The sequence below is a fragment of the Brevibacillus thermoruber 423 genome (assembly GCF_000454065.1).
Classification (GTDB): Bacteria; Bacillota; Bacilli; order Brevibacillales; family Brevibacillaceae; genus Brevibacillus; species Brevibacillus thermoruber.
Map to the genome: position 1 here is coordinate 344,007 of NZ_KE695653.1, position 23,721 is coordinate 367,727.

Genomic DNA, 23,721 nt, shown 5'->3' on the forward strand with positions numbered 1-23,721 from the left:
TGTACCGTGTTCGTTTGATGGCATCGGGGTCATGCCCCTTTTTCATGCGAATGCGCTCGTTCAACCGATGCATGCGCCAACCCATACGGCAGGCACAGCGGCACCCCCGTTCGGGGGTCGGCAACAATATCCGCTTCAATCCCGAATACTTCACGCAGCACGTCATGCGTCATCACCTGATCGGGAGCGCCTTCGCAAACGACCTTGCCCTTTTTGATCGCGATCATGTGCTGGGCGTAACGCGCCGCATGGTTCAGGTCATGAACCACCATGACAATCGTGCGCTGTTCCTCTTGATTCAGCTTGTGCAGCAGTTCGAGAACTTCCAGTTGGTGAGCCATGTCCAGGAACGTCGTGGGCTCATCGAGAAACAAGAAATCGGTTTGCTGGGCCAGCGCCATGGCGATCCATGCCCGCTGCCGCTGCCCACCGGACAGTTGTTCAACCGGGCGGTCACGAAATTCCACGATGCCTGTGACCTCAATCGCCCACTGAATGATTCGCTTGTCTTCCTGCGTCAACGAACCGAATCCTCTCTGGTGAGGAAACCGCCCGTAGCCGACCAGCTCGGAGACGGTAAGCCCGTCGGGGGCCGTTGGATTTTGCGGCAAAATGGCAAGCTGCTTCGCTACTTCCTTGGTCGACTGGCTGTGAATGGCCTTCCCGTCCAGGAAAACGGCCCCGTCTTTCGGCTTCATAATCCGCGCCAGCGTCTTGAGAATCGTAGACTTCCCGGAACCGTTGGCACCGACAAGAGCCGTGATTTTCCCCGTAGGAATGGTCAGACTCAACTGTTCCACAATGATGCGATCACCATAGGCGATATCTACCTGCTTTGCGTACAGACGTCCCATAAATACTTACGCCTCCATTCATCAGGTCTTCATCAGCAAATAGATGAAGTACGGTGCGCCAATAATGGCCACGACAATGCCGACGGGAATCTCCGAAGGCTGCAGAATCCAGCGGGCCAGTGTGTCCGCAACGATCAGGAGCAGCCCTCCCGCCAGTGCGGAAGCGGGGATCAGATACTGGTGATGGGGACCGACCAGCCGCCTCGCCAGATGAGGCCCAATGAGACCGACAAAGCCGATGCCACCTCCGACCGCCACACTTGCGCCCGCTAAACCAACCGCTGCGGCAAGCAGTCTGATCCGTTCCCGTTCCGTGGAAGTTCCGAGGCCAATCGCGAGCGGTTCTCCCAAGCGAAGAATATCCAATACCCGTGCCTTCACCATGACATAGGGAAGCAGGATCATGAGCCAGGGCAGCAAAGCCATGACAAAGTGCCAGTTCGCTCCCCAGATGCTGCCGGCCAGCCAAACGGAAACAAATTGGAATTTTTCGGGATTCAGTTTGATCGTGAGGACGATCATGGCGGCGCTAATGCCCGCGGAAACCGCAATCCCCACCAGAATGAGCCGTGTCGGCGCAACGCCCTGTCCTTTTCGGAAGGCCAGGGAGTAAATGACGGCGGCGGTCAGGGAAGCGCCTGCAAACGCACATAACGGCAGCAGGTAAACAGGAGCGCCTTCCGTCATCGGATAAAAGGAAATAAACAGGATCACCGCGAGGCCTGCCCCTGCGCTGATTCCCAACAAGCCCGGATCAGCCAGTGCATTCCGGGAAACGCCTTGCAATATCGCCCCGGAGACAGCCAACCCCGCTCCCACCAGGACGGAAAGAACGATACGAGGAAGCCGAAAGTCAAACAAGACAAGCTCCTGTTTCTCGGTGCCTGCGCCCACCAGCGTCTTCATGACATCCCACGGCGAAAGTTTGATAAAACCCGTATTCATGCTGATGAGAAACGCCGCGAGAATCAATGCGCCCAGCACAGCCATGACCTGGGCTGCGCGGATTTTTCGCCGGTGTTCCATGGTTCCTGCCTGCATGGATTTCATCCCAATTCCCTCCTTTCCCTACGGGCAAGGTAGAGGAAAAAGGGCACGCCGATCAGGGAAATCAGGGCGCCTACCGGCGTTTCGTAAGGCGGATTGATCATTCTCGCTCCGATATCGGCAAACACCATGAGCAAACTGCCCAGCACCGCGGAGCACGGAATGATCCACCGGTAGTCTACGCCTACCAAAAAACGTGCCACATGAGGGATGACCAATCCGATAAAGCCGATCATGCCGACCGTAGACACCGCCGCCCCCGCCAGGATCAGAACGATCACGGCACCGGCGAGCTTGACACGACCCGTTCGCTGTCCCAAACCGGCGGCCATTTCTTCTCCCAGACTAAGCACCGTGATGGAACGGGAAAGCATCAGCGCCGCGATCAACCCAGCCACAATCCACGGGAACATGATCCTGATGTGAAGCCACGTGGTTCCCGCAACGCCACCTGCGTACCAGAAGGCCAGCTCCTGCCCCACCTGGTAGTAGATCGCCACGCCCTCGCTAAGTGCCACGAGCAGGGCGCTAACGGCTGCGCCAGCCAATGCCAGCCTGACCGGAGTCAGTCCTCCTTTGGCCAATGAACCGATTCCATACACCAGCCCTGCCCCCAGCCCGGCGCCGAGGAAGGAGAACAGGATGACGTACGGAAAAGGCAGGCCGGGCCACAACGCAAAACAAAGCGCCAACGCAAAGCCCGAACCGGCATTCACACCGAGAAGGCCGGGGTCTGCCAACGGGTTGCGGGTCATCCCCTGCATGATCGCTCCCGCCACGGCAAAACCGGCGCCAACCATCGCTCCGCACAGCGCCCGAGGCAATCGCAATTCTTGAATGATTTGGTGCTGTGTCAAATCCGGCTGAAAATGAAAGACCGCTTCCCATACCGTCAGCAGGTGAATGTCGGCTGCACCGACTGAAATCGAAAGGGTCAAACCAAGCGCAAGCAGTATCAACCCGCCGAGGAGAATGAACAAAGCCAGGACGGGCCGGGTTTGCATGTGAGTTTTTGGTTTGGACGCTGCTGACATTTGTGCAACCCACTTCCATTCATTCAGTAATCATGATTGTCACTGCTACGTTAGACAGGTTAATGATAATGGTTTTCATTTGCACCTGTCAATAATCTAGCCGTTTCTTGCTAGAACCTTTCTCCTGCAAACAAAACAGCGAGACCCCTTGAGGGGATCTCGCACGTGTGCAGTCAACGTACTGCTGAAGGGGATCTCGCTTTTTGCCATACGCGGACGTTGCGATCCGTACGAATGGCAAATCCATCCGCCATCGTCTCACGATTCCGTTATTCGTGAGGGAATCAGTTCCCAGGTGAACCCTCCATCCGACGTTTTGTATACATAAGTACCCTTATCCGTGCGAAACAGGGCAAACCCGATCTCGGCTGTCACATTATGATATGATCGTAAAATGAATGACGGCCTTGTTTTGCAGTCGCATTCCCTGGTACCCCCTCTGAGTAATAAAGGAAGAGCTGCGCATTCGGTTTCAATGGCAAGGAGTTGTCGGGAAACGAAGCAGTTTGTCTATTCGTTTTCAACGGGGTATTTTTGTAACAAGCTCTCTACATTCGATTCCAGTTCTTTTCGATCAATCGGGACATTCACGTTGAGTTCAATGGGGTGGAGGTAGTCGACAACTTCCCCCTTTGCATTGTATAGTTCAAACTGCACAAGAATCCCGGAATCTTTATCAACCCAGAAACGAAACGTGCTTGCACCTTGTTTTCTGGATGCAGCCTCATTCAGAATTCCTTTCAATACGATGGTATTATGGTCCAGCAGTTGTTCATCTTGTTTTTCAATTTCCCATTTGTCCAAATCCCTTGTAAAGTTGGATGCAATTTCATAAGGAAACAACGAAGTCTGCGCAGCACCGATTGGTGGACGTTCACGGTAACGGGTCACGTTGTTTCCGTGCGAATCCTTGCCAAAAGCCTGCTGCGGCTCAAGTGTTCCCGCATGACGATCGGCATTGTACCTCATCCGTCGGGTTGCTTTCCTTTCCTCATCCACAAGCCAAACGTTGCCGTCCCGATAGTAGATATGTTGAATGCGCGATTTCCCGGAATTTTTATCAACATGCGTACTTTTACTGTAGCCGCTTGTCGGCGCAATCTTATATTCAACCAGCGTGGTATATCCGTTTCGCAGGAGTTCAAATTTCCCCACTGCCGTATCAAAGTTGTCCACGGTATTCAGGAGTTTCGTGAGCACTTCTGTTTGTGTCAGATGATCGTAGTTTTCCTGTTTCTTCGGAGGTTCATAGACGGCGGGTTGTTCTTTCGTTTTCGTTGCGTGGTCCACTTGGTGCGAATCTGGTGCAGGTGATTGTACAGCGGGTTCTCTCGTATGGTCTTGAGCCGTACTATTTGTACAGCCGTAACAGATGATCATTAGCACGCCCAAAAAATAGACTGATTTTTTCATACTTAACCTCCTCTACATTAATAAAGGAGTTCTTCCAAACTTCATTAGACTTATCTTCAAACATCCTTAACTTTATCTTTCTTTTCCATGCTGTGACCTCCAAATCTTTCTAACTTAATGATTTCATGATTATCTGTTTTTTTCCCTCCCCTCCTTCAACATTTCTCCGGTCACAACAAAACGACCAGCTAGAAGCATGGCGGAATAACCCTTCATGCGACCAACTGGTCGATTCTTGTTAACCGAATACGTTCGGTAGACTGGCAGGATTGCCTGAAAAGATACTGCGAATACAAATGCTATGTTCAAATTTTACTATTTTTTCTTTTTCTTGTCATATCATAAAAAGCAGCATTTTTTACTCAACTGGAGCCATACCAAATGAAATATCTTCAAAATCATCTCTTCCTATAGCGTAAAAGACCCTTGTTCCATGTTCATCTTTGTTTGCGAAAGCTACACGGTGGTTAAATCCTTCCCATTCTACATCTTGCGCACCATCTTCAGCAAACTCTTTTGCTGAAATTTCATCATCCCATAAAGTAATAGTAGTAACAGAAGGATTATCTCTGATAACTTGATTAACAATACGTAAAGCTGTCAATTTTCTCTCAAGATCCATCTCCCTAGATGGAAAGTTCGCAAAAACAACAACCTCGTTAGACTTGGTACCTTTTGTCATCGTTTTTATTGAAATATCTATAGAGGAGATTAAGTTTAGTATAGACTCTTGAATACTTGAACTTAATGTATTTTGCTCAGTTTTATCTCCTGTTCCGTTAACAGTTCCTTTGCTGCATGCAGTTAACATACAAATAGATAATAGTAACATGCCACAAATGAATTTCCTCATATTTTCCCCCTTATATCCGCTATTATTAGACAACCTGATTCTATATTCAAAATTTGTATGATTCATTAATAAAAGTCTTTTTTAGTTACATCCTCCAATTCTTGTAGACTTATTCCACAGTTAGCTCCATGATCGGTCCAGTAGATCTTGTCTGATTCTTGTTTTTGATTAAAGCAATGGTAAAGCGATTTATGAGACTGATGGGACTCATGAGACTTAAGCTCCTCATCAATGCATCCACAATAGCACGGGACTTTCTTTAATAGTTCTTGATATGACCTTACAGCTGTAGGTGTTGCTGTAATATTGTATTTTCAGCCATCTTTGAATTCAAGTAAATTGTACTGCTTCATATCAATTTACATTTCATTATTTATTTTACCAATAACAGGTGTTGTCCTTTTACAATGACCACAAGTTGGGGAAAAAAATAAACGAATATCCTTTTTTACTCTCTATTTCGTTTTCAAGTTCTTCAGGTAAAACGATCAAGTCCATATTCGTGTGTAAATTCCCCTCGGTTTGAAAAAAATTAGCCAATGCGCGTCACTTTAGACACCACTTTTGTTGCCTGCGTTTCTCGCCATTCCAAATACTCTTCCATATCGAAATACTTCTTACCGCTTGCCCATTTTTCGTCTATCTCCATAAGCAAAGCCCCGATCAGGCGAATCACAGATTCACGGTTAGGAAAAATGCGAATGACACGTTCTCGTCGGCGAATTTCTTCGTTGAGTCGCTCCATGCCATTTGTTGTCCGAAGTCTTTTGCGGTACTTTTCGGGCAGCAGAAGAACGGCTGTGGCATCATCAAAACCATTCTCCAAAACGGAAATCGCCTTTGCAGCTTTGGCCTCGTATATTTCCACTGTTTGTTGCAACAATAACCGGGCCGTCTCAAGATCAGGTGCTTCCAAAATCGCACGAACACGGGGATACAACTCCTTCTGCAACTGCTTGGGGGTGGCGTCGAGGATATTTCGCATAAATGAGTCTGATACCGTTGCCACGTCACCCCTTGAAAATGGGTACGAATAGCTCGTACGAGCCCACCATGTTGATCGGACACAATCAGTTCTACGCCTCGTAAGCCTCGCTCTTTCAGCCAGCTAAAAAACTCGCTCCAACTGATCTCTGTTTCACTATCTCCATACATCAGTCCAAGGACTTCTCGGTAGCCTTCTGTGTTTACACCATAGGCCAACATCACGCCGCGAGAGCGAACACGCCCCTCTTCACGCACCTTTAAAACGAGGGCATCTACAATGAGAAATGGGTAGACGCTCTTTCGTAGTGTTCGGTTGTTCCAAGCTGTTACAATCGGATCTAGGCGTTTACACAGATCGAAAACAGTAGATTTAGAGAACTCGGTTCCACACAGTTCCTCCGTGATTTGCGAAACTTGGTGATTGTTCCCACCCGCGTGATCAGTAGATGAGGATCTGTACCGTTTCGATATCCTTGACGTTCATCTGTACGTTCGTACGGTTCCGCAGACAGCTGTTCCGTAGCCTGGGCCTGCAATACCTGATTCAATACCGATTCCAACAGCTGGCCACCTCCGAATCCTGCGAATTTCCGAGAAAAAGTTGCTGCAAAAGTTGTGAATCTACAGTAATCTGGTGTTGAGCCATAACAAAAACTCCTCTCTTAGAATGGTGTCCGCAAACTTCATTCTAACCGAGGGTTTTTGAAATGGCTCTCTTATTTTAAAGAGACTCCGTTTTTACACAATTATATGGGCTCAACTTTTTTCCAACCCGTTCAATCACATGAACTCATCCTACATATAAAGCTCGAACATACATTGATAAATTCCGAGTAATTAGGTATGATAAATTCGATTAGTAGTTTTTAAAATTGTGAAAATACATGAAAACTGAGCGCTTGGAATCTTCCCCATCTCAACAAGCAAGATGGTGTGTGGACCCTCCCAAGAGCGAAAGACGGGCATGCAAGTACAGCCAGAAAGGGGGAACGATCATGAGCCAAACGCAGCCCTACAAAACCGTCATGTTGAACCCGCACGACCACGTCGCGGTTGCCCTTGAGCCTATTCCGGCAGGCTCTGTCGTGAGCGTCACCTGCCAGGGGCAGACGTTTTCCGTTACGCTGAACGACCCCATTGATTTTGGCCATAAGTTTGCGGTCGTTCCCATCGCCAAGGACAGCGACGTTCGCAAATACGGAGAAGTGATTGGCATTGCCACACGCGATATTTCGCCAGGCGAACATGTACATGTCCACAATATCGAAGGCAAAAGAGCCAGGGGGGATTTACGTGGCATCAAGTAATCCGGATCACTTTTGGGGGTATCGCCGTTCAGACGGACGGGTTGGCATACGCAATCACGTATTGATTCTTCCGACCATTACGTGTGCGACGCAGGCGGCAAAGCGCATTACCGATCTCGTCAGGGGAACGGTTACGTTCATCCATCAGCATGGCTGTGCACAGTTGGGTGCCGACTACGAGCAAACCTTTCGGACCTATGTGGGCATGGGGGCAAACCCCAATGTGTATGGCGTCGTCGTGTTGGGACTCGGATGCGAGACGCATCAGGCACGCAGCGTCGCCGAGGAGATTGCGAAAATCGGCAAACCTGTTGAAGTGGTGTCCATTCAGGATCACGGCGGCACCTTGATGGCAATCGCGCAAGGAGCGAAGATCGCTGCGCAGATGGTGCAGGATGCGTCGGCGCAGCTTCGGGAACCCTGTCCGATGAGTGAATTGATCGTGGGGACAGAGTGCGGCGGCTCGGATGCCTGCTCGGGGCTTTCCGCCAATCCCGCCGTTGGCTATGTCAGCGACCGGATCGTCGATTTGGGCGGAACGGCCATCATCGCCGAGACGACAGAGTTGATCGGGGCGGAGCACCTGCTCGCCGAACGGGCAGTGAATGATCAGGTAGCCAAGCGCGTATATGAAGTGATAAACGCAATGGAAAACCGGGCGATCAAAATGGGGGTGGATATTCGCAAGGGAAATCCGAGCCCCGGCAATATCAAAGGCGGTCTCAGCACCTTGGAAGAAAAGTCGCTCGGCGCTGCGAGCAAGGCTGGCAGCCGACCGCTGCAGGAGCTGGTCAATTACGCGGAGACTCCGACCCGCAAAGGTCTCGTGTGGATGGATACGCCCGGTCAGGACATTGAGCAGCTCACAGGCATGGTCGCCGGCGGAGCACAGATTGTCCTCTTTACGAGCGGTCGCGGAACTCCGACAGGGTCGCCGATTGCGCCGGTTATTAAAATTTCGACCAATACCCGCCTGTATGAAACCATGCGGGATAACGTGGACCTCAACGCGGGAACCATTATCGAAGGCCTGGAATCGATCGAACAGGTCGGCGAGCGCATTATGCAAGAGATCTATCAGGTCGCCTCAGGCAAGATGACCAAGGCGGAAATTCTCGGGCAGGACGACTTTGGCATTTGGCGTATCGGTTCAACTTTCTAAATGCCGGTTATCTTGCAGGGACAAGTTTCACGGTTCACTCGCATATTTTCTGAACAGCACCAACAAATACGGTAGGGAAGTTGATGACCATGGCCATTTTGGAAGGCGGATTGGATTTTGACAGTCCGATCATGGTGAAAGTGCATCAGCATTTTGATTCGACCCGGATCGATCAGGCGGAAATCAGACAAATTCTCCGGGATCGCATCTGCGATCCGGCCATCAAACGCATGATCAAACCGGATATGAACATCGCACTGGCAGTAGGCAGCAGAGGGATCCGCCACCTGGATTTCATCGTGCGCACTGTCGTCGACATTCTGCGTGAAATGGGAGCGAAACCGTTTATCGTTCCCTCCATGGGCAGTCACGGCGGCGCGACACCGGAGGGGCAGAAAGGTGTCCTCCGTCATTACGGGATTACGGAGGAGACCATGGGCATTCCCATTGAAGCCTCCATGGAAACGCTGGAATTGGGGGTTGTCGATGACGTTCCTGTTTATATAAGCAGGCCGGCCTATGAGAGCGATCTGATCATCCCCATCTGTCGGGTGAAGCCGCATACCGATTTTAAGGGACGTGTCGAAAGCGGCATTTATAAAATGCTGGCGATTGGTCTGGGTAAGCATAAAGGGGCGGCCACGATCCATAAGGCGGGCTTTCCGGCGTTTGCCACGCTCATTCCGAAAATCGGGCAGTTTATCGCAGACCATGCCCCTGTGGGCTTCGCGGTATCCATCATTGAGAACAGCTACGATGAAGTGGAAAGTATTCACATTGTCCCCAAGGAACGGATTGCCACCGAAGAGCCCAAACTTCTCATGCGCGCCAAACAACTGCTGGCAAAGATCAATATTGACCCGATCGACCTGTTGATCGTGGATCAGATCGGAAAAGACATCAGCGGAGAAGGGATGGATCCCAATGTCACCGGACGCTCACCGGCGGGTGTGGCATTTGAGGACGTCCCGCAGATCAAACGGATTGCGGTTCTTGATTTGACCAAGGAGACGCATGGCAACGCATCGGGCATTGGCATGGCGGATGTAACGACCAGGCGATGCTTTGAAAAAATCGATTTGCAGGTGACCTACGCCAACGTCATTACAGCCGGGGTGTTTGACAGCTGCAAAATCCCCATGATTCTCGAGAATGACAAGGAACTGCTGGCGGTAGGGTTAAAGGCAGCGACGTTAACCCCACCGGACCAGGCGCGTGTGGTGCGGATTCAGGACACGCTTCATCTCTCAGAATTTTGGGTCTCGGCAAACATAGCCGAAGCGTTGAAGCATGATCCCCGTTTCACGATCACCAACGAACGGCGCCCGTTTACCTTTGATGAAAACGGGAATCTCACCTGGTAATCATTCATTTCCATAGAAATCATGAAGGAGAGTGGATCGTACATGGACCATTTTAAACGACCGGGAGCCCCTGTCTTTACATCGGTGGAAGAAGAACGCCGCTATCGGAAAGAGCGGCTTGCGGGAGCGTTTCGCGTATTTGCCCAGATGGGCTATGACTATGGCGTATCCGGGCACATTACCGCCCGTGACCCGGAATATCCGGATCATTTCTGGGTAAACCCCATGGGACTCCACTTCAACTCGATAAAAGTGTCGGATTTGCTCCTTGTGAATCACAAAGGGGAGATCATCGAAGGGAAAGGCGTTCTGAACCAGGCGGCGTTTGCCATTCATTCGGCCGTTCATGCCGCCAGACCGGATGTCGTTGCCGCTGCTCACGCCCACACGATTTACGGCGAAGCGTGGTCGACACTAGGGCGACTGCTCGATCCGATTACGCAAGATTCCTGCTATTTTTACAATGATCACGCCATCTTTAACAGCTATACCGGAGAAGTGCTGGAAAAAAGCGATGGAGAAAAAATTGCGGAAGCCCTGGGCAACAAGAAAGCGATTATCCTGCAAAATCACGGCCTGCTGACCGTCGGAAAAACGGTGGATTCCGCCGCGTGGTGGTTTATCACGATGGATCGTTCGTGCAAGGTTCAACTGTTGGCCGAGGCGGCGGGCAAACCCGTTCTCATTCCCAGCCACATCGCACAGCTTACGCGAAATCAAATCGGCAGTGAAGATATCGGCTGGTTCAGCTTTCAACCGTACTGGAACAGCATCGTGAAAGAACAACCGGATTTGCTGGAATAAAAAAATGTTCGAGGAACGATACAGAGAAGAAACAGAAAGGCATCGGATCGGAGAGGAGAGGGAGACATGAAGAAAAAGGTGTCGGGCATTATCCTGGCTGCCGTTCTGCTGGCCTCACTTGTGGGCTGCGGCGGAAAGCAGGACGCATCGCAGGGACAAGAGACGACCATCAAGGTGGGCGTAACCGCAGGGCCGCATGAAGAAATCATCAACAAAGTAAAAGAGTTGGCCGCCAAACAGGGAATCCATGTGGAGACGGTTGTCTTTAATGACTATATCACGCCAAACCGGGCGCTTACGTCGGGACAGCTCGACGTCAACAGCTATCAGACGATTCCGTTTATGGACCAGTACAACAAGGATCATAACACGAAGATTGTCCCGATTGGAAAAACGGTCACCTTCCTGATGGGCATTTACTCGAAAAAATACAAAAAGCTCGAAGATCTTCCCGAAGGAGCCACGCTCGGTCTGCAAAACGACCCGGTGAACATGTCGCGCGCCCTTCATGTGTACGAGCAGGCCGGTCTGATCAAATTAAAACCGGGCGTGGATGTGGACAAGGCGACGCCGGCGGATATCGTAGAAAATCCCAAAAACTTCAAGTTCAAGCTGCTGGATGCGGCGCTGCTGGCGCGTACACTGAACAGCCTTGATGCGTCGACCGTTAACTCCAATTTCGCCTTGAAGGAAGGGTACAAACCGAAACGGGATGCCATCTTCATGGAGAATTCGTCCCGATACGTCAACTATATTGCGACGAATGAGAAGGACAAGGACAATCCGCTCTATCACAAGCTGGTGGAATTGTACCGTTCCGACGAAGTGAAGAAGTTCATCGAGGAAACCTATGACGGCGTGATTATCACTTCCTGGTAACACGCAGGGTGTGACAGAGCTGTACCCGGAAACAGGCGTAATGAGACCCCTTCCAACCGTACCTTGCCTTCCATACGGTTGGAAGGGGTGCACGTAATCCTATTAGTTAAACAGGGCCACTACTTTCCCCAGAAGAATCCCGACAATCCCGAAGTCCGCATCACCAAACGTGGTGCCTTCAAACCCGAGAGAGCCCAGCACCGGCAGCAGCATCGCCGGCAAAAAGCTGATTAAGAGGCCGTTGACGAATGCCCCGGCAATGGCGCCGCGGCGTCCGCCTGTCGCATTTCCAAACACGCCGGCTGCAGCCCCTGTAAAGAAGTGCGGGACAAGACCTGGGACAATGACTTTCAATCCGAAAAGGGGCAGAAGGAACATGGAGACAAGCCCCGCTGCAAAGCTTGCGAAAAATCCGATGACAACCGCATTGGATGCGAACGGAAAGACCGTCGGGCAATCCAGTGCCGGGATGGCATTTGGCACCACTTTATCCGCGATCCCTTTAAATGCAGGCACAATTTCCGCGAGCAAAATCCGTACCCCTGCCAGGACAATGTACACACCTGCTGCAAACGTAATCGCTTGCAATACTGCATACACCAGATAATGTTGACCTGCGCTCAATTTCTCTTCTACAAAGCCCGGTCCCGCCACGAGGGCCACGATGACAAACAAGATCGTCATGGTTAACGAGACGGAAACCGACGTATCCCGTAAAAAACCGAGCGATTTTGGCACTTTGATATCTTCTGTCGATTTTTCCGGGTTCCCCACGACTTTTCCGATATAACCTGCTACCAGGTAACCGATGGAGCCAAAGTGCCCCATCGCAATGTCATTGGTGCCCGTGACTTTCCTCATAAAAGGCTGCAGCATGGCAGGAGACAGGACCATCAAGGCTCCAAGAATCAGCGATCCAATGACAACCATCGGGAAGCCTTTGACACCGCCAGTGGATAAAATGACGGCAATCAGGCACGCCATAAACATGGTATGATGACCGGTTAAGAAAATGTATTTAAAGGGAGTAAATCTGGCCAGCAAGATGTTGACGATCATCCCAAACAGCATGATCAACGCCGTTTCCGCGCCAAATGTTTGCTGCGCGAGCGCTACAATGGCTTCATTGTTTGGAATGACCCCTTGGATTTGAAATGCTTTGTCGAACATGCTCCCGAAAGATCCCAATGCGCCGACCAAGATCCCTGCACCGGCTCCCAGGATCAGAAAGCCCATGATGGTTTTCAAGGTTCCCGATACGACGTCTGCCACGCCTTTTCTTTGCAGCAGCAAACCGACCAGGGCAAACAATCCTACCAATATTGACGGTGTGCCCAGGATGTCTTTCATGATTACGTTGAGCATCGGTCATCATTCCTTCGTGAAATATTGTTGTAATGCTTCCTTGATCTCTGTCTGGTTTAAAATGTTTTGCAAGCCAATCACGTAGCGTTTGCCATCTTCCAATTGACCGACAATATCTTTTGAGCCCAGATACACATCAGCCTGCTCGGTTTTGCTGGTGGCCAGATCGGTATGGGATACATCCGCCTGAATACCCATTTCCCCCAGGATTTTCTTTACGTTCATCTCCACGATAAAGCTGCTGCCCAATCCATTTCCGCATACAACCAAAATCTTTTTCATGCTTCATTCCCCCTGTTATTGGAATACATTGAGATATAGTGAAGAATGGTTTCCTTGTCATGGGCGCCAATGATCCTGTCGATATTGTCTTCTTCCGACAGCATCATCGACAGTTGGGCCAATGCTTGTAGATGGGTTTCATTATCGACAGCGGCCAGTACGATGATGAGCTGTGCTTCACGCACCTGCGTTTCCGAAAATGAAACCGGCTGTTTCAACCGAAGCAAACTCATTCCGATTCGATTTACCCCTTGCTCCGGTCTCGCATGCGGCAGCGCCACCTTGGGCGCGATCACGATATAGGGACCATTTTCTTCTACATTGGCAATCATCGCTTGCACATACGCCTCTGTGATGGACTGACTTTTCAGGAGCGGCTCGGCTGCCAGACGAATCGCTTCCTTCCAATCGCTCACGGAGTCCTTTAGCTGAATACATTCTTCTTGCAACAACTCGTCAAGCATAGGTTTTCTCTCCCTCTTTATCTGTTTCTGCTGGTGCAGCACCTGCCTGATTTCCTCTGCCAACTGATCTTCCTTTTCCACGACCGCATATTTTTTCACGATATCTACGATCGTTTGCGCCGTTATATGGGAGGGCGCACTATGGGAAACCGCTTCCATTTCATTGAGTAACTGAACCTTGTCTCGATCTGTTAAAATCGGGTTCACCAAAATGATCCGATGACGCGGGTTCGCGATTTTTGTTGTAGAAACAACCAGATCCACGTCTTCTTGAAAGTGCTCATATTGCCTAAGGGTGATCGGCCCAAGCAGATCGATGTTGGAGAATAAACCATCCAGTTGCTGAACCAGTATGCGCGACGTGCCAACCCCGTTTGCGCATACCAGCAATACCCGCCTCAGGGTGGTTGCGGTGATTCCTTGCCGGCGCATCCATCCCCCAAAATGAACCGTTATATAGGCAATCTCGTCATCGCTAATCGATTTGCCGACCAACTGCTCCAAGGGGGAAATGCTTTTTTTCGTGAGTTCATAGATATCACGGTATTGGCGTTGAATCACCTCTTTCAACGGGTTGGTCACGTCCATGTCGTAAAGGAACCGATAATAGGCTGGCTGCAGATGAATATACAAATTGCGTTCCAACTGAACGCGCTGATCAAATACAACACAGGCTCGCATTTCAAACAGATCAACCATATCCGCAATCGCCTGTTTTAAAGCGGGAATTTCATTCGTTTCCGCTGATTGCCCGAATTCATTCACTTTTGCACTTAACAACAATGTGGCCAGATAACATTTTTCATCCTGCGGGAGCTGTAGCGGCAAGACACGTTCCAGTGTTTGGATGACTTGATAATGCCTGGTCTCCACAATGCGCTTGATCTGTCTTTGCGGAAACGCAATCGCATTCCCGCCCATTATCCGCTTTACATAATACGTAAAGAGATAGCTTAATGACTTCGTCGTATCCTCGGCAAATTGAACCTGCAAATGCTTTTCGCATTCGTTCAACCATTGCAGGATGATGTCGGGAATCGGGACGTCTGTATCATCCTCATGGAGATCTTGCAAAAGCAGCTCCTGACCATCATGCAGCAGGGAATGGACATAATGACTCAACACATTGCGGATCGTCAATTCATCGCCGGTAATTTCATACCCGTTCGCATAGGAGTACGAGAGGCTCAAGCCGTGCTTTTCCACTTCCTCTTTGATCTTCTTTAGATCGTTTAGAATCGTATTGCGGCTGACGCCTGTTTTCTCCATGCACTCGTGAGTGGTAATGCGTTTGTTCGCCAGAAGTACATACAGCAGCAAATAAACTTGCCTTTCTCCTGAACGCAGGGCATAGCCATTCGGCTTCTTTTCCCCGATGATCCGGGCCGCTGCCTGTCTGCTGCTTTCGTCCAGATAATAGCCTTTCGCATAGATGTACTGGACTTGCGGCAGACCTGCTTCTTTGAGCCAATCATTGATTTTATGGATATCGTAGTACAACGTTCTTCGTGAAATCGAGAAATGCTCCATCAGTTCTTTGACGGACAGGTAATGATGAGACTGCACAAGAAGCTGCAACATTTGCATTGTTCTTTTGTCTAACATGGCGGCCACCTTTTAGCACAAAATCATGCACAAATTGCTGCACAGGAGATTGACTGGCATCGTCTCTATGGCTTTACTTTACATCAATTCTGCCTGCACAGTTAGACCGAATTTACCCCATGAGATTGTGCAAAAATTGTACTCAAAACAAAAAAGCCCGCCTGTCGCTGCGGACGATATGGACATGAACCGGGAACTCTCTCTGATCGACTGATTCCTGGCTTGCCGGATGTACGGCTCGCCGCAGCCTCTCCAAAAAAAAGAACCTTTAATCCGCAGGCAGATTAAAAGTTCGGTGTTACATTTCCAATATATGCAATGTCTTACGTTTTTTCAATCATTTCCTTTTCAATCTCTTTAAAAAATGTTGCGTTAACTTTTAACTATAGACAAGTTCTTTTTCGGTCAGACCCAGCGTCTGCGCGGTTGACGTCTGAATTTCTTGCAAAAGATCCGGGTTTTTCACGAGTGACACACCATAAGACGGAATCATTTCTTTAATTTTCCGTTTCCACTCTGTCATCTGCTGCGGGAAGCATTTTTCCAATACCTCCAGCATCACATGAACGACCGTAGAAGCACCTGGAGAAGCGCCAAGCAGCGCGGCTACCGAGCCGTCAGCGGCAGTAACCACTTCCGTACCGAATTGAAGGGTTCCTTTGCCGCCTTCCTTTGTATCCTTGATCACCTGCACACGTTGGCCCGCTACCACGATATCCCAATCATCACTTTTGGCGGTCGGAATAAACTCGCGCAGTTCTTCCATGCGCTGTTCATTCGATAACAGAACTTGCTGGATCAGATACTTGGTCAATTTCATCTCTTTTACGCCTGCCGCCAGCATCGTCAGGACGTTATCCGGTTTTACGGAACGGATCAAGTCAAAATAGGAACCCGTTTTCAGGAATTTTGGTGAGAAGCCGGCAAACGGTCCAAACAGCAACGTTTTTTGATTATCAATATACCTGGTATCCAGATGCGGAACAGACATGGGTGGAGCGCCAACCTTGGCTTTGCCGTATACTTTTGCATGATGCTTGGCGATCACTTCCGGATTTTTACATACCATGAACAGTCCGCTTACCGGGAATCCGCCAATCCGTTTCGACTCCGGAATCCCCGTTTTTTGCAGCAGCGGCAGACTTCCGCCCCCAGCGCCGATAAACACGAATTTTGCCGTATGGGTTTCGATGTTACCGCTGTCGAGATCATGTACTTTTACTTTCCACGAGCCGTCGCTCGCACGCGTAATATCCTTAACCTGATGCTTGTAGCGGATCTCGACGTTTTGATTCTTCAAGTGGTCAAACAGCATGCGTGTCAACGCACCAAAGTTGACATCCGTTCCCGAATCGATTTTTGTGGCCGCGATCGGTTCATTCACGGTACGGCCTTCCATGATCAACGGAAACCATTCCTTCAATGTGACAGGGTCATCGGAATACTCCATCCCTTTAAACAGCGGGATGTTCGACAGCGCTTCAAAACGTTTTTTCAAAAACGCTACATTCTTTTCCCCTTGTACGAAACTCATATGAGGAATGGGCATGATAAAGTCTTTCGGATTCCGAATCAGATTACGGTTCACCAGATAAGACCAAAACTGTTTGGAAAGCTGAAATTGTTCATTGATTCTTATCGCTTTGCTAATATCGACAGACCCGTCAGATTTTTCGGGTGTATAGTTAAGCTCGCATAGAGCAGCATGGCCCGTACCTGCATTATTCCATTCGTTAGAGCTCTCTTCACCTGCGACTGGGAGTTTCTCAAACACTTTGATCTCCCATTCCGGTGCTAACTCTTTCAGCAATGTTCCCAAAGTCGCGCTCATGATTCCGGCACCAATCAAGATAACGTCTGTTTTCTTCTGGATATTGCTCATGATACCCCTTCCTTTTAAAAGAGTAGGCGCTCCTGCTTAGACATACAAAAGGAAGGCCCCCGCCTCGGAACACACCTTCTGTCTCAATTAAACCATCATACTCTATTATGATACCTATGGTTACAAATATCTACTATAAACTGATGGGGATAATCCATTTAGGTGCTGGTAATGATGGGGAGTTGCTTGCGAGAGGCTGAAAACACCCAAAAAACTAAGCCTTACCCCGGCTTCTGGCAAGGGGTAAGGCGAGTATGTTTGTGTGCGAATGTTGCTTTGCCTGCCAACTACTGCATTCCGAATATTCCCAGCAGAGATTTTTTGCTCCACTTGCTGAATCATGTTTTCTGATGTATCCAGAAAAAGCACGAAATGAAAATCGTTGATCAAGTTCATGCCGACAAGACCAGTGCCACATCCAAAATCAATCGCCTTCATGTCTTTCGCGTCTCCTACGTATTTACGAATGGCATCTGAAGATACCTTTGCAATATGGATTCTTTCAGGAGTGTCATACATGTTGGCGATCATATCAAACTTGTCGGTATTTCCCATTTGGATCTCTCCTCACACAGAGCGAGATGCTTTGTATCTAAATGCAGCTCACTACGTTCCTTTCCTTTGTGAGCAATCATACCCCATATATGCTGGGTAAGTATAGAATCATTTGTGACAAGAAGATGAATGAAATGAAAGACCCATTCATTGTACATTATCTCACTGAATAATGGTGGGATTTTGCGGTCATAAACTGGAAAACAAGGAAACCTCGAGATAAACTCTTACCATACTTTTGTAAATAGTATTCAATTCTGTATGTCTACACCGACATTATTTTATTTGATCAAGTCCATCTTTGTGTGTAAATTCCCCTCGATTAGAGAAATAACTTAGCCAATGCGCGTCACTTTAGACACCGCTTTTGTTGCCTGAGTTTCTCGCCATTCCAAATACTCTGCCATATCGAGATACTTTTTGCCACTTGCCCATTTTTCGTCTATCTCCATAAGCAAAGCTCCGATCATGCGAATAACCGGTTCACGGTTAGGAAAAATGCGAATGACACGTTCTCGTCGGCGAATTTCTTCGTTGAGTCGCTCCATGCCATTTGTTGTCCGAAGACGTTTACGGTACTTTTCGGGGAGCAGAAGAACGGCTGTGGCATCATCAAAACCATTCTCCAAAACGGAAATCGCCTTTGTAGCTTTGGACTCGTATATTTCCACTGTTTGTTGCAACAATAACCGTGCGGTCTCTAGATCAGGAGCATCCAAAATCGCACGAACACGGGGATACAATTCCTCCTGCAGTTGCTTGGGCGTGGCATCGAGGATATTTCGCATAAAATGAGTCTGACACCGTTGCCACGTCACCCCTTGAAAATGGGTACGAAACGAGGGCATCTTCAATGAGAAATGGATAGAAGCTCTCTCGTAAATTTCGGTTGTTCCAAGCCGTTACAATCGGATCCAGGCGTTTACACAGATCGGAAACAGTTGACTTAGAGAACTCGGTTCCACACAGTTCCTCCGTGATTTGCGAAACTTTTCGAGTTGATACCCCATTCACCACCATTTCCATGAGGGCTAAAACCAAGGCTTGTTCACTTCGCTGATAGCGAGCAAACATTTCTGTCGAGAACTTTCCATTTCGAATCCGTGGCACCCGAAGGGTGATCGTTCCCACCCGCGTTGTCAGTTGATGGGGATATGTACCGTTCCGATAACCTTGGCGTTCATCTGTACGTTCGTACGGTTCCGCAGACAGTTGTTCCGTAGCTTGGGCCTGCAACACCTGATTCAATACCGATTCCAACAGTTTGGCCACCCCCGAATCCTTCGAATTTCCGAGAAAAAGTTGCTGCAAAAGCTGCGAATCTACAGTAATCTGATATTGAGCCATAACAAAAACTCCTCTCCAGGAATGGTGTCCGCAAACTTCATTCTAACCGAGGGTTTTTGAAATGGCTCTCTTAATTTTTTAAAAGAGATTCCGTTTTTACACAATTATACGGACTCAACTGAATAACTTATTCGCCCGCGCGACGTTTCTAAGAATGGGCTTCAGCGTGTCACACCAAAGCAAATAAAAATGGCGCCCGATTGGACGCCAGCAGATATTAGTGAGTTTCCGTATATTTTTTAAAATTGTCCAGAATCGCTTGCCAGCCTGCTTGCTGATACTCAACGGGGTGAATGTCTTCCGCGTCGAACGTTTCGACGACCTCGGTTTCGTTTCCTCGGGCAATGAAGATGATCTCAACTTTTCTCCCATCCCCCATTGTGTATGAGATTTCCTCATGTAATTTCACGACATCGTATGTTCCCCCAAAATCAAAGCCCATACTGCCATCTTTCGCTTCCATCCTGGTAACAAACTTGCCGCCGACCCGCAAATCATTTTCCGCTCTTGGCGCATGCCAATCATCCGATGCCTGATTCCACTTCGTGATGTGTTCCGGCTCGGTCCAATACTTCCAGACCTTTTCCACCGGCGCCTGAATGACTGCCCGTACGGTTGCTCTCTTTGGTTTGCTAGTTCCCATTTTAAAGTACACCTCTTTCATCAGAATCGGATTTTTGTTTCTCATATCATTAGACGAAATAAGCTTGTGAAATTCATCGGTGTATTTGTTCGGGAAGCCCAAATCGAGTAAATAATTTTGCGTGAATAAAATTTTGGGTGTGCAAAATTTTACCCTGACCCGGAACATGTTGTGGTGCGGAAAGATACGCTTCAGCTTTGCTTTCTTGCCCTTCTGCAAACACTACCTCCCCGTCAACGTGCAGTGCTTATTTTGAAGGATGTATTCGAGTGGTCCGCAAGGCAGATCGCGGAGGCGCTAGGGATAACACCTGCAGCCGTTAACAGTGCCTTGCAAAGAGCGAGAGAGACGATGGGCCGGGCCGAGCTTCGCTCCGAAGAGCTCTGCATGATGGATGCTGAACCGGACCAAGAGCTGCTCTCGCGGTATGTGGATGCTTTTGAACAATTTGATATTGATGCGCTGGTGGCGTTGTTTCATGAAGAGGGGTGCCTGTCCATGCCGCCTTTCGAGATGTGGGTCCGCGGCAAGGACAATTTGTTCAAGTTTTTTACAGCAACTCGTTGGCATTGCGAAGGCTCCCGACTATTGCCGATTACGGTGAATGGCGGTTATCCTGCATTTGCGCAATATATGCCAAGTGACAATAAGTCCGTCCTGGTTCCCTGGGGCATTCACGTTCTGGTAATAACCTGCAAAATCTGGAGCAGGCCAAATCCATGACGATTCAGGCAACGTCTCGCGAGGCTCGATGATCGATACAGCCGGGTCAAATATGTCAACAGGAAGGGCACGGCGTTTGGCTTGCCTCAGCTTGTCTATACATACGTTTGACGCGATGCGGTAGATCCACGTTTTGCGCGAAGATTGTTGTCTGAATGAATCCCAACTCCGCCAAACGCGAATGTAGGTTTCCTGAACTGCATCATCCGCGTCCACGATCGATCCCAGCATCCTATAGCAGAACGATGTCAACTCCGGCTTTAACTTCTCAAAGAGTTCAAGATCAAGTGAGGATTCGTTCATCTTAGGCCTCCTCTTGATTGATTGCCTGATGACGATCTAGGTCCATGCTACATTCGATAAAGTGCTTACAAATTTCCTTTTGAAAAACTCGGTCTCCAATATCCATAAGATGACATAACAAGAGCAGTCTTATTTGGTTTTTATGACTTTGACCGTCCACAACATCATTTATGGTTACTTCATCGTAACCCCTCAGACGGTCAATTTCCATTATCTAATAAATCAAATTCAAACCGCTGCCGTTACTTGTGGTAAGGCTCTCCGCGCTGTTTGTAACAGCAAGTTTTTGAAAACCATCTAATTCAGTCCTGCTGTTATGGTTTCAAATTGATTGAGCATCAATTGTATAATTTCCCTACAGTGTCCATGAGATGCTTTCTTTATAAATTTATTTGATTTTGCCTTTTCCTAGACTATGATGCCGTGTTCCCCGAGACATAGAAAACAGACCCAAATCATGGTATCATTATACAAAAGCTAAATTTATCGAATAGTATATCAGTTAAGACAATCGATAAATAATTATTTTCACCAGAACTAAATGGGTGGTGTAATACGTTGAAACTACTCCGTTTCAGGGTTTATGATTTTAGGTCTGTAAAAGACAGTGGATGGATTGAATGCGATGATGTTACAACTTTAGTTGGTGTTAACGAAGCAGGAAAATCAAATCTGCTCCTTGCCCTTTGGAAGCTTAAGCCTGCAAAAGGGGGGGAGATCGATCTACTTGCTGACCTTCCAAGAAAACGTTACTCAGAACTGCGGGACAAAAAGGAAAAACCAATTTTCATTGAAACAGAATTTGAACTCTCTCAAAACTTAATATTAAAAATTGTAAAAATTACTGGTGCAGAATATGAAGATGTTCGGATTGCTTCTATAAGCAGAGATTTTAATGGTACATATTATATAGGGTTCCCATATGCAAAAGGAATAAGTTCAATTAACAGTCAGGATGTACGTTCTATACTTGAAAATGCCCTTACCTCGATAGAGCCATTAGAGGAAGCTGGAAAAACCGAACAAGGTATTAAAGAAGAAGCATGTTACCGCATAAGTAAAGCCCTAGAGTCTATTGGTGACAAAGAAAAATTACTGGCTAAAGACATTACCACTGTAATTGATTGTCTTAATCTTAGTTCAAAACCAATGAAAAGTTCTCATATAAGGCCAATTATATTAGAAGCTCAAAAGGAAATAGGTAATTTTAAATCTTTACTGGAAAAGCCTAATCCTTCTAGTTTCCAGGAGGCCCGAGACATAGTTTTGGAAGAATTGCCCTCATTTGTATATTACTCAAACTATGGCAACTTGGATTCGGAAATATATTTACCTCATGTAATTGAGAACCTTAAGAGAACCGACCTGACAGGAAGTGTCGAAGCTAAAGTAAGAACATTACGTGTTTTGTTCGAATTCGTTGGACTTGATCCTCAAGAAATACTTGATCTTGGCAAAGAACCTGAACCCAAAAAAGATATACACGGAAACATACTTCAAGAACCTACTCAGGAAGAAATCAATAGAGCTGCTCAAGCAAAAACAGAGAGAGATGTCCTATTGCAATCAGCATCTGCAAGTTTAACCGCTAGTTTTAAAGATTGGTGGAAACAAGGTAATTACAGATTTGACTTTCACGCTGATGGAAAACATTTCCGTATTTGGGTCTCGGATGATATAAGGCCAGAGAAAGTTGAACTAGAGGGAAGAAGTACCGGTCTTCAATGGTTTCTTAGCTTCTATTTAATTTTTCTTGTAGAAAGTCGTGAGGCTCATAAAGGTGCAATTCTTCTACTTGACGAAGCAGGTCTTTCATTACATCCATTGGCACAAAAAGACTTAGCGAAGTTTTTTGAGAACCTTTCGAAGACGAACCAAATTATTCATACCACTCACTCTCCATTTTTGGTTGATACTGGCCATGTTGATCGAGTTAAAGTTGTCTATATTGATGATGAGGGATATACTGTTGCTTCTAATGACCTCAGATCTGCTGAGGGTAAGTCTCAAACTAGATCAGTCTATGCTATTCATGCAGCACTTGGGTTGAGTATTTCAGATACGTTACTTCAAGGTTGTAGGCCGATAATTGTCGAAGGTCCTTCAGATCAATACTACCTTAGTGCTATCAAAAATTTCTTAATTAGTGAACGACTAATAGCCCCAAAAGAAGAACTAGTGTTTGTTCCTTCTGGTGGAGTCCGTGGTGTAGAAGGTATCGCAAGTATACTTGCTGGTAAAGCAGATGACTTGCCCTTTGTAATTTTAGATTCAGATAAGCCAGGGCAAGACTTTAAGAATAAATTACAACAAAGATTATATAAAGATTCTCCTGATAAGATAATTGAAATTCGTGATGTTCTTGGTCTTGAAAATAGTGAAGTTGAAGATCTAATACCATTTAATATGATTAAATTAGGTATTAGCAGACTTTTTCGCCAAGTAGAGACTGAAGAATTCGAAGACGTTTATATATCTACCCAACCAATTCTTCCTCAAATCGAAGATTTTGCTAAGAAACATGGGATTACTTTGGAAGTTGGATGGAAGGTTGACTTAGCAAGGTTGGCAAAACAACGGTTGCAGTTACAACGTACTAAAATTGTTGATGAAAAAACTCGAATTTTGTGGCAAGAACTTTTTAACAAACTTGTTTAAAAAATTAGATCAACCATACCAATTAAAAAAATAGCCCCTTCCGCTAAAACAACGGAAGGGGCTATTGCTAAGTTAAGTAAAAGCTCTCCTCCCAAAACCCCCCATCATTGACCAAAAAGTCGTACAAAATCGCTGAGTTTTCGAGCATATTTCATGTTGAGTCTCCACTGGTAAACCCATGACATCCAAA

At 47.7% G+C, this 23,721-nt stretch carries 19 protein-coding genes and 4 pseudogenes; 8 read left to right on the top strand and 15 right to left on the bottom strand.

The annotated features are described in order from the left end of the window. Nucleotides 1-29 precede the first annotated feature (29 nt). The 7 genes and pseudogenes from M516_RS23930 to M516_RS23940 form a co-directional block, all read right to left on the bottom strand. A complete protein-coding gene (locus tag M516_RS23930) occupies nucleotides 30-854 on the bottom strand; it encodes an ABC transporter ATP-binding protein (protein ID WP_051188301.1) in 825 nt (274 codons plus the stop codon). A 21-nt stretch (nucleotides 855-875) separates the two neighbouring features. After that, nucleotides 876-1,895 (bottom strand): FecCD family ABC transporter permease, encoded by a 1,020-nt coding sequence (locus tag M516_RS0118955; RefSeq protein ID WP_414625781.1) that lies wholly within the window; start codon nucleotides 1,893-1,895, stop codon nucleotides 876-878. A gap of 5 nt (nucleotides 1,896-1,900) precedes the next feature. Next, nucleotides 1,901-2,905, bottom strand: coding sequence for a FecCD family ABC transporter permease (locus M516_RS0118960; protein ID WP_238551005.1), 1,005 nt, complete (start codon nucleotides 2,903-2,905; stop codon nucleotides 1,901-1,903). A 540-nt stretch (nucleotides 2,906-3,445) separates the two neighbouring features. Then, nucleotides 3,446-4,348 carry a sigma-E factor regulatory protein RseB domain-containing protein gene (locus tag M516_RS23935; protein ID WP_051188302.1) on the bottom strand — a complete coding sequence of 301 codons (903 nt, stop codon included), beginning with the start codon at nucleotides 4,346-4,348 and terminating at the stop codon, nucleotides 3,446-3,448. A gap of 358 nt (nucleotides 4,349-4,706) precedes the next feature. After that, on the bottom strand, nucleotides 4,707-5,201 hold the full coding sequence (locus tag M516_RS25280; RefSeq protein ID WP_152523438.1) for a hypothetical protein: 495 nt from the start codon (nucleotides 5,199-5,201) through the stop codon (nucleotides 4,707-4,709). A 65-nt stretch (nucleotides 5,202-5,266) separates the two neighbouring features. Continuing rightward, nucleotides 5,267-5,506: a PCYCGC motif-containing (lipo)protein gene (locus tag M516_RS26365; RefSeq protein ID WP_081656615.1), complete on the bottom strand. Its 240-nt coding sequence runs from the start codon at nucleotides 5,504-5,506 to the stop codon at nucleotides 5,267-5,269. Nucleotides 5,507-5,733: 227 nt separating this feature from the next. Then, nucleotides 5,734-6,834 (bottom strand): annotated as a pseudogene (locus M516_RS23940) (IS256 family transposase). 349 nt (nucleotides 6,835-7,183) lie between these two features. Here M516_RS23940 and M516_RS0118980 point away from each other — a divergent pair. From M516_RS0118980 to M516_RS0119000, 5 genes are all read left to right on the top strand, one after another. Next, complete coding sequence (locus tag M516_RS0118980; RefSeq protein WP_029100518.1) at nucleotides 7,184-7,495, top strand: UxaA family hydrolase; 312 nt, start codon at nucleotides 7,184-7,186, stop codon at nucleotides 7,493-7,495. Then, nucleotides 7,482-8,657, top strand: coding sequence for a UxaA family hydrolase (locus M516_RS0118985; protein WP_029100519.1), 1,176 nt, complete (start codon nucleotides 7,482-7,484; stop codon nucleotides 8,655-8,657). The genes M516_RS0118980 and M516_RS0118985 overlap by 14 nt, the downstream gene beginning before the upstream one ends. Before the next feature lie 89 nt (nucleotides 8,658-8,746). Beyond that, nucleotides 8,747-10,021 carry a nickel pincer cofactor-dependent isomerase, group 22 gene (locus M516_RS0118990; RefSeq protein ID WP_029100520.1) on the top strand — a complete coding sequence of 425 codons (1,275 nt, stop codon included), beginning with the start codon at nucleotides 8,747-8,749 and terminating at the stop codon, nucleotides 10,019-10,021. A 42-nt stretch (nucleotides 10,022-10,063) separates the two neighbouring features. After that, complete coding sequence (locus M516_RS0118995; protein ID WP_029100521.1) at nucleotides 10,064-10,825, top strand: class II aldolase/adducin family protein; 762 nt, start codon at nucleotides 10,064-10,066, stop codon at nucleotides 10,823-10,825. A gap of 66 nt (nucleotides 10,826-10,891) precedes the next feature. Beyond that, nucleotides 10,892-11,704, top strand: coding sequence for a MetQ/NlpA family ABC transporter substrate-binding protein (locus M516_RS0119000; RefSeq protein ID WP_029100522.1), 813 nt, complete (start codon nucleotides 10,892-10,894; stop codon nucleotides 11,702-11,704). A gap of 102 nt (nucleotides 11,705-11,806) precedes the next feature. Here M516_RS0119000 and M516_RS0119005 read toward each other — a convergent pair whose 3' ends face one another. From M516_RS0119005 to M516_RS0119035, 7 genes and pseudogenes are all read right to left on the bottom strand, one after another. Further along, entirely contained in the window at nucleotides 11,807-13,069 is a 1,263-nt protein-coding gene (locus M516_RS0119005) for a PTS ascorbate transporter subunit IIC (RefSeq protein WP_029100523.1), read from the bottom strand. A gap of 6 nt (nucleotides 13,070-13,075) precedes the next feature. Beyond that, a complete protein-coding gene (locus M516_RS0119010) occupies nucleotides 13,076-13,351 on the bottom strand; it encodes a PTS sugar transporter subunit IIB (RefSeq protein ID WP_029100524.1) in 276 nt (91 codons plus the stop codon). Continuing rightward, complete coding sequence (locus M516_RS0119015; protein WP_029100525.1) at nucleotides 13,348-15,420, bottom strand: BglG family transcription antiterminator; 2,073 nt, start codon at nucleotides 15,418-15,420, stop codon at nucleotides 13,348-13,350. Before M516_RS0119015 ends, M516_RS0119010 begins: the two co-directional genes overlap by 4 nt. A gap of 379 nt (nucleotides 15,421-15,799) precedes the next feature. After that, nucleotides 15,800-17,302, bottom strand: coding sequence for a malate:quinone oxidoreductase (locus tag M516_RS0119020; protein WP_029100526.1), 1,503 nt, complete (start codon nucleotides 17,300-17,302; stop codon nucleotides 15,800-15,802). 120 nt (nucleotides 17,303-17,422) lie between these two features. After that, complete coding sequence (locus tag M516_RS25285) at nucleotides 17,423-17,857, bottom strand: methyltransferase domain-containing protein (RefSeq protein WP_152523439.1); 435 nt, start codon at nucleotides 17,855-17,857, stop codon at nucleotides 17,423-17,425. 335 nt (nucleotides 17,858-18,192) lie between these two features. Then, nucleotides 18,193-19,204 (bottom strand): annotated as a pseudogene (locus M516_RS23950) (transposase). A 217-nt stretch (nucleotides 19,205-19,421) separates the two neighbouring features. Then, nucleotides 19,422-19,847: an SRPBCC family protein gene (locus M516_RS0119035; protein ID WP_029100527.1), complete on the bottom strand. Its 426-nt coding sequence runs from the start codon at nucleotides 19,845-19,847 to the stop codon at nucleotides 19,422-19,424. A 243-nt stretch (nucleotides 19,848-20,090) separates the two neighbouring features. Between M516_RS0119035 and M516_RS26035 the strand changes: the two are divergent. Next, nucleotides 20,091-20,141 (top strand): annotated as a pseudogene (locus M516_RS26035) (hypothetical protein); the annotation flags it as partial. A 93-nt stretch (nucleotides 20,142-20,234) separates the two neighbouring features. After that, a complete protein-coding gene (locus M516_RS26040; protein ID WP_238551013.1) occupies nucleotides 20,235-20,570 on the top strand; it encodes a nuclear transport factor 2 family protein in 336 nt (111 codons plus the stop codon). Between the two features lie 111 nt (nucleotides 20,571-20,681). On the opposite strand, the pseudogene M516_RS26195 reads toward M516_RS26040, so the two are convergent. Beyond that, nucleotides 20,682-20,873, bottom strand: a pseudogene (locus M516_RS26195) (sigma-70 family RNA polymerase sigma factor); the annotation flags it as partial. A gap of 558 nt (nucleotides 20,874-21,431) precedes the next feature. On the opposite strand from M516_RS26195, the gene M516_RS23960 reads away from it, so the two are divergent. Further along, nucleotides 21,432-23,531, top strand: coding sequence for an AAA family ATPase (locus M516_RS23960; protein WP_035290215.1), 2,100 nt, complete (start codon nucleotides 21,432-21,434; stop codon nucleotides 23,529-23,531). The last annotated feature ends 190 nt before the right edge of the window (nucleotides 23,532-23,721 follow it).

Bases quoted from the DNA above. Each gene is read 5' to 3' on its own strand.
- M516_RS25285 (WP_152523439.1), bottom strand. From the start codon at position 17,857: ATGGGAAATACCGACAAGTTTGATATGATCGCCAACATGTATGACACT.
- M516_RS0119005 (WP_029100523.1), bottom strand. From the start codon at position 13,069: ATGCTCAACGTAATCATGAAAGACATCCTGGGCACACCGTCAATATTG.
- M516_RS0119020 (WP_029100526.1), bottom strand. From the start codon at position 17,302: ATGAGCAATATCCAGAAGAAAACAGACGTTATCTTGATTGGTGCCGGA.
- M516_RS25280 (WP_152523438.1), bottom strand. From the start codon at position 5,201: ATGAGGAAATTCATTTGTGGCATGTTACTATTATCTATTTGTATGTTA.
- M516_RS26040 (WP_238551013.1), top strand. From the start codon at position 20,235: ATGATGGATGCTGAACCGGACCAAGAGCTGCTCTCGCGGTATGTGGAT.
- M516_RS0119015 (WP_029100525.1), bottom strand. From the start codon at position 15,420: ATGTTAGACAAAAGAACAATGCAAATGTTGCAGCTTCTTGTGCAGTCT.
- M516_RS0118990 (WP_029100520.1), top strand. From the start codon at position 8,747: ATGGCCATTTTGGAAGGCGGATTGGATTTTGACAGTCCGATCATGGTG.
- M516_RS0119035 (WP_029100527.1), bottom strand. From the start codon at position 19,847: ATGGGAACTAGCAAACCAAAGAGAGCAACCGTACGGGCAGTCATTCAG.
- M516_RS0119000 (WP_029100522.1), top strand. From the start codon at position 10,892: ATGAAGAAAAAGGTGTCGGGCATTATCCTGGCTGCCGTTCTGCTGGCC.
- M516_RS0118995 (WP_029100521.1), top strand. From the start codon at position 10,064: ATGGACCATTTTAAACGACCGGGAGCCCCTGTCTTTACATCGGTGGAA.
- M516_RS0118960 (WP_238551005.1), bottom strand. From the start codon at position 2,905: ATGCAAACCCGGCCCGTCCTGGCTTTGTTCATTCTCCTCGGCGGGTTG.
- M516_RS23935 (WP_051188302.1), bottom strand. From the start codon at position 4,348: ATGAAAAAATCAGTCTATTTTTTGGGCGTGCTAATGATCATCTGTTAC.
- M516_RS23930 (WP_051188301.1), bottom strand. From the start codon at position 854: ATGGGACGTCTGTACGCAAAGCAGGTAGATATCGCCTATGGTGATCGC.
- M516_RS0118955 (WP_414625781.1), bottom strand. From the start codon at position 1,895: ATGCAGGCAGGAACCATGGAACACCGGCGAAAAATCCGCGCAGCCCAG.
- M516_RS0118980 (WP_029100518.1), top strand. From the start codon at position 7,184: ATGAGCCAAACGCAGCCCTACAAAACCGTCATGTTGAACCCGCACGAC.
- M516_RS0119010 (WP_029100524.1), bottom strand. From the start codon at position 13,351: ATGAAAAAGATTTTGGTTGTATGCGGAAATGGATTGGGCAGCAGCTTT.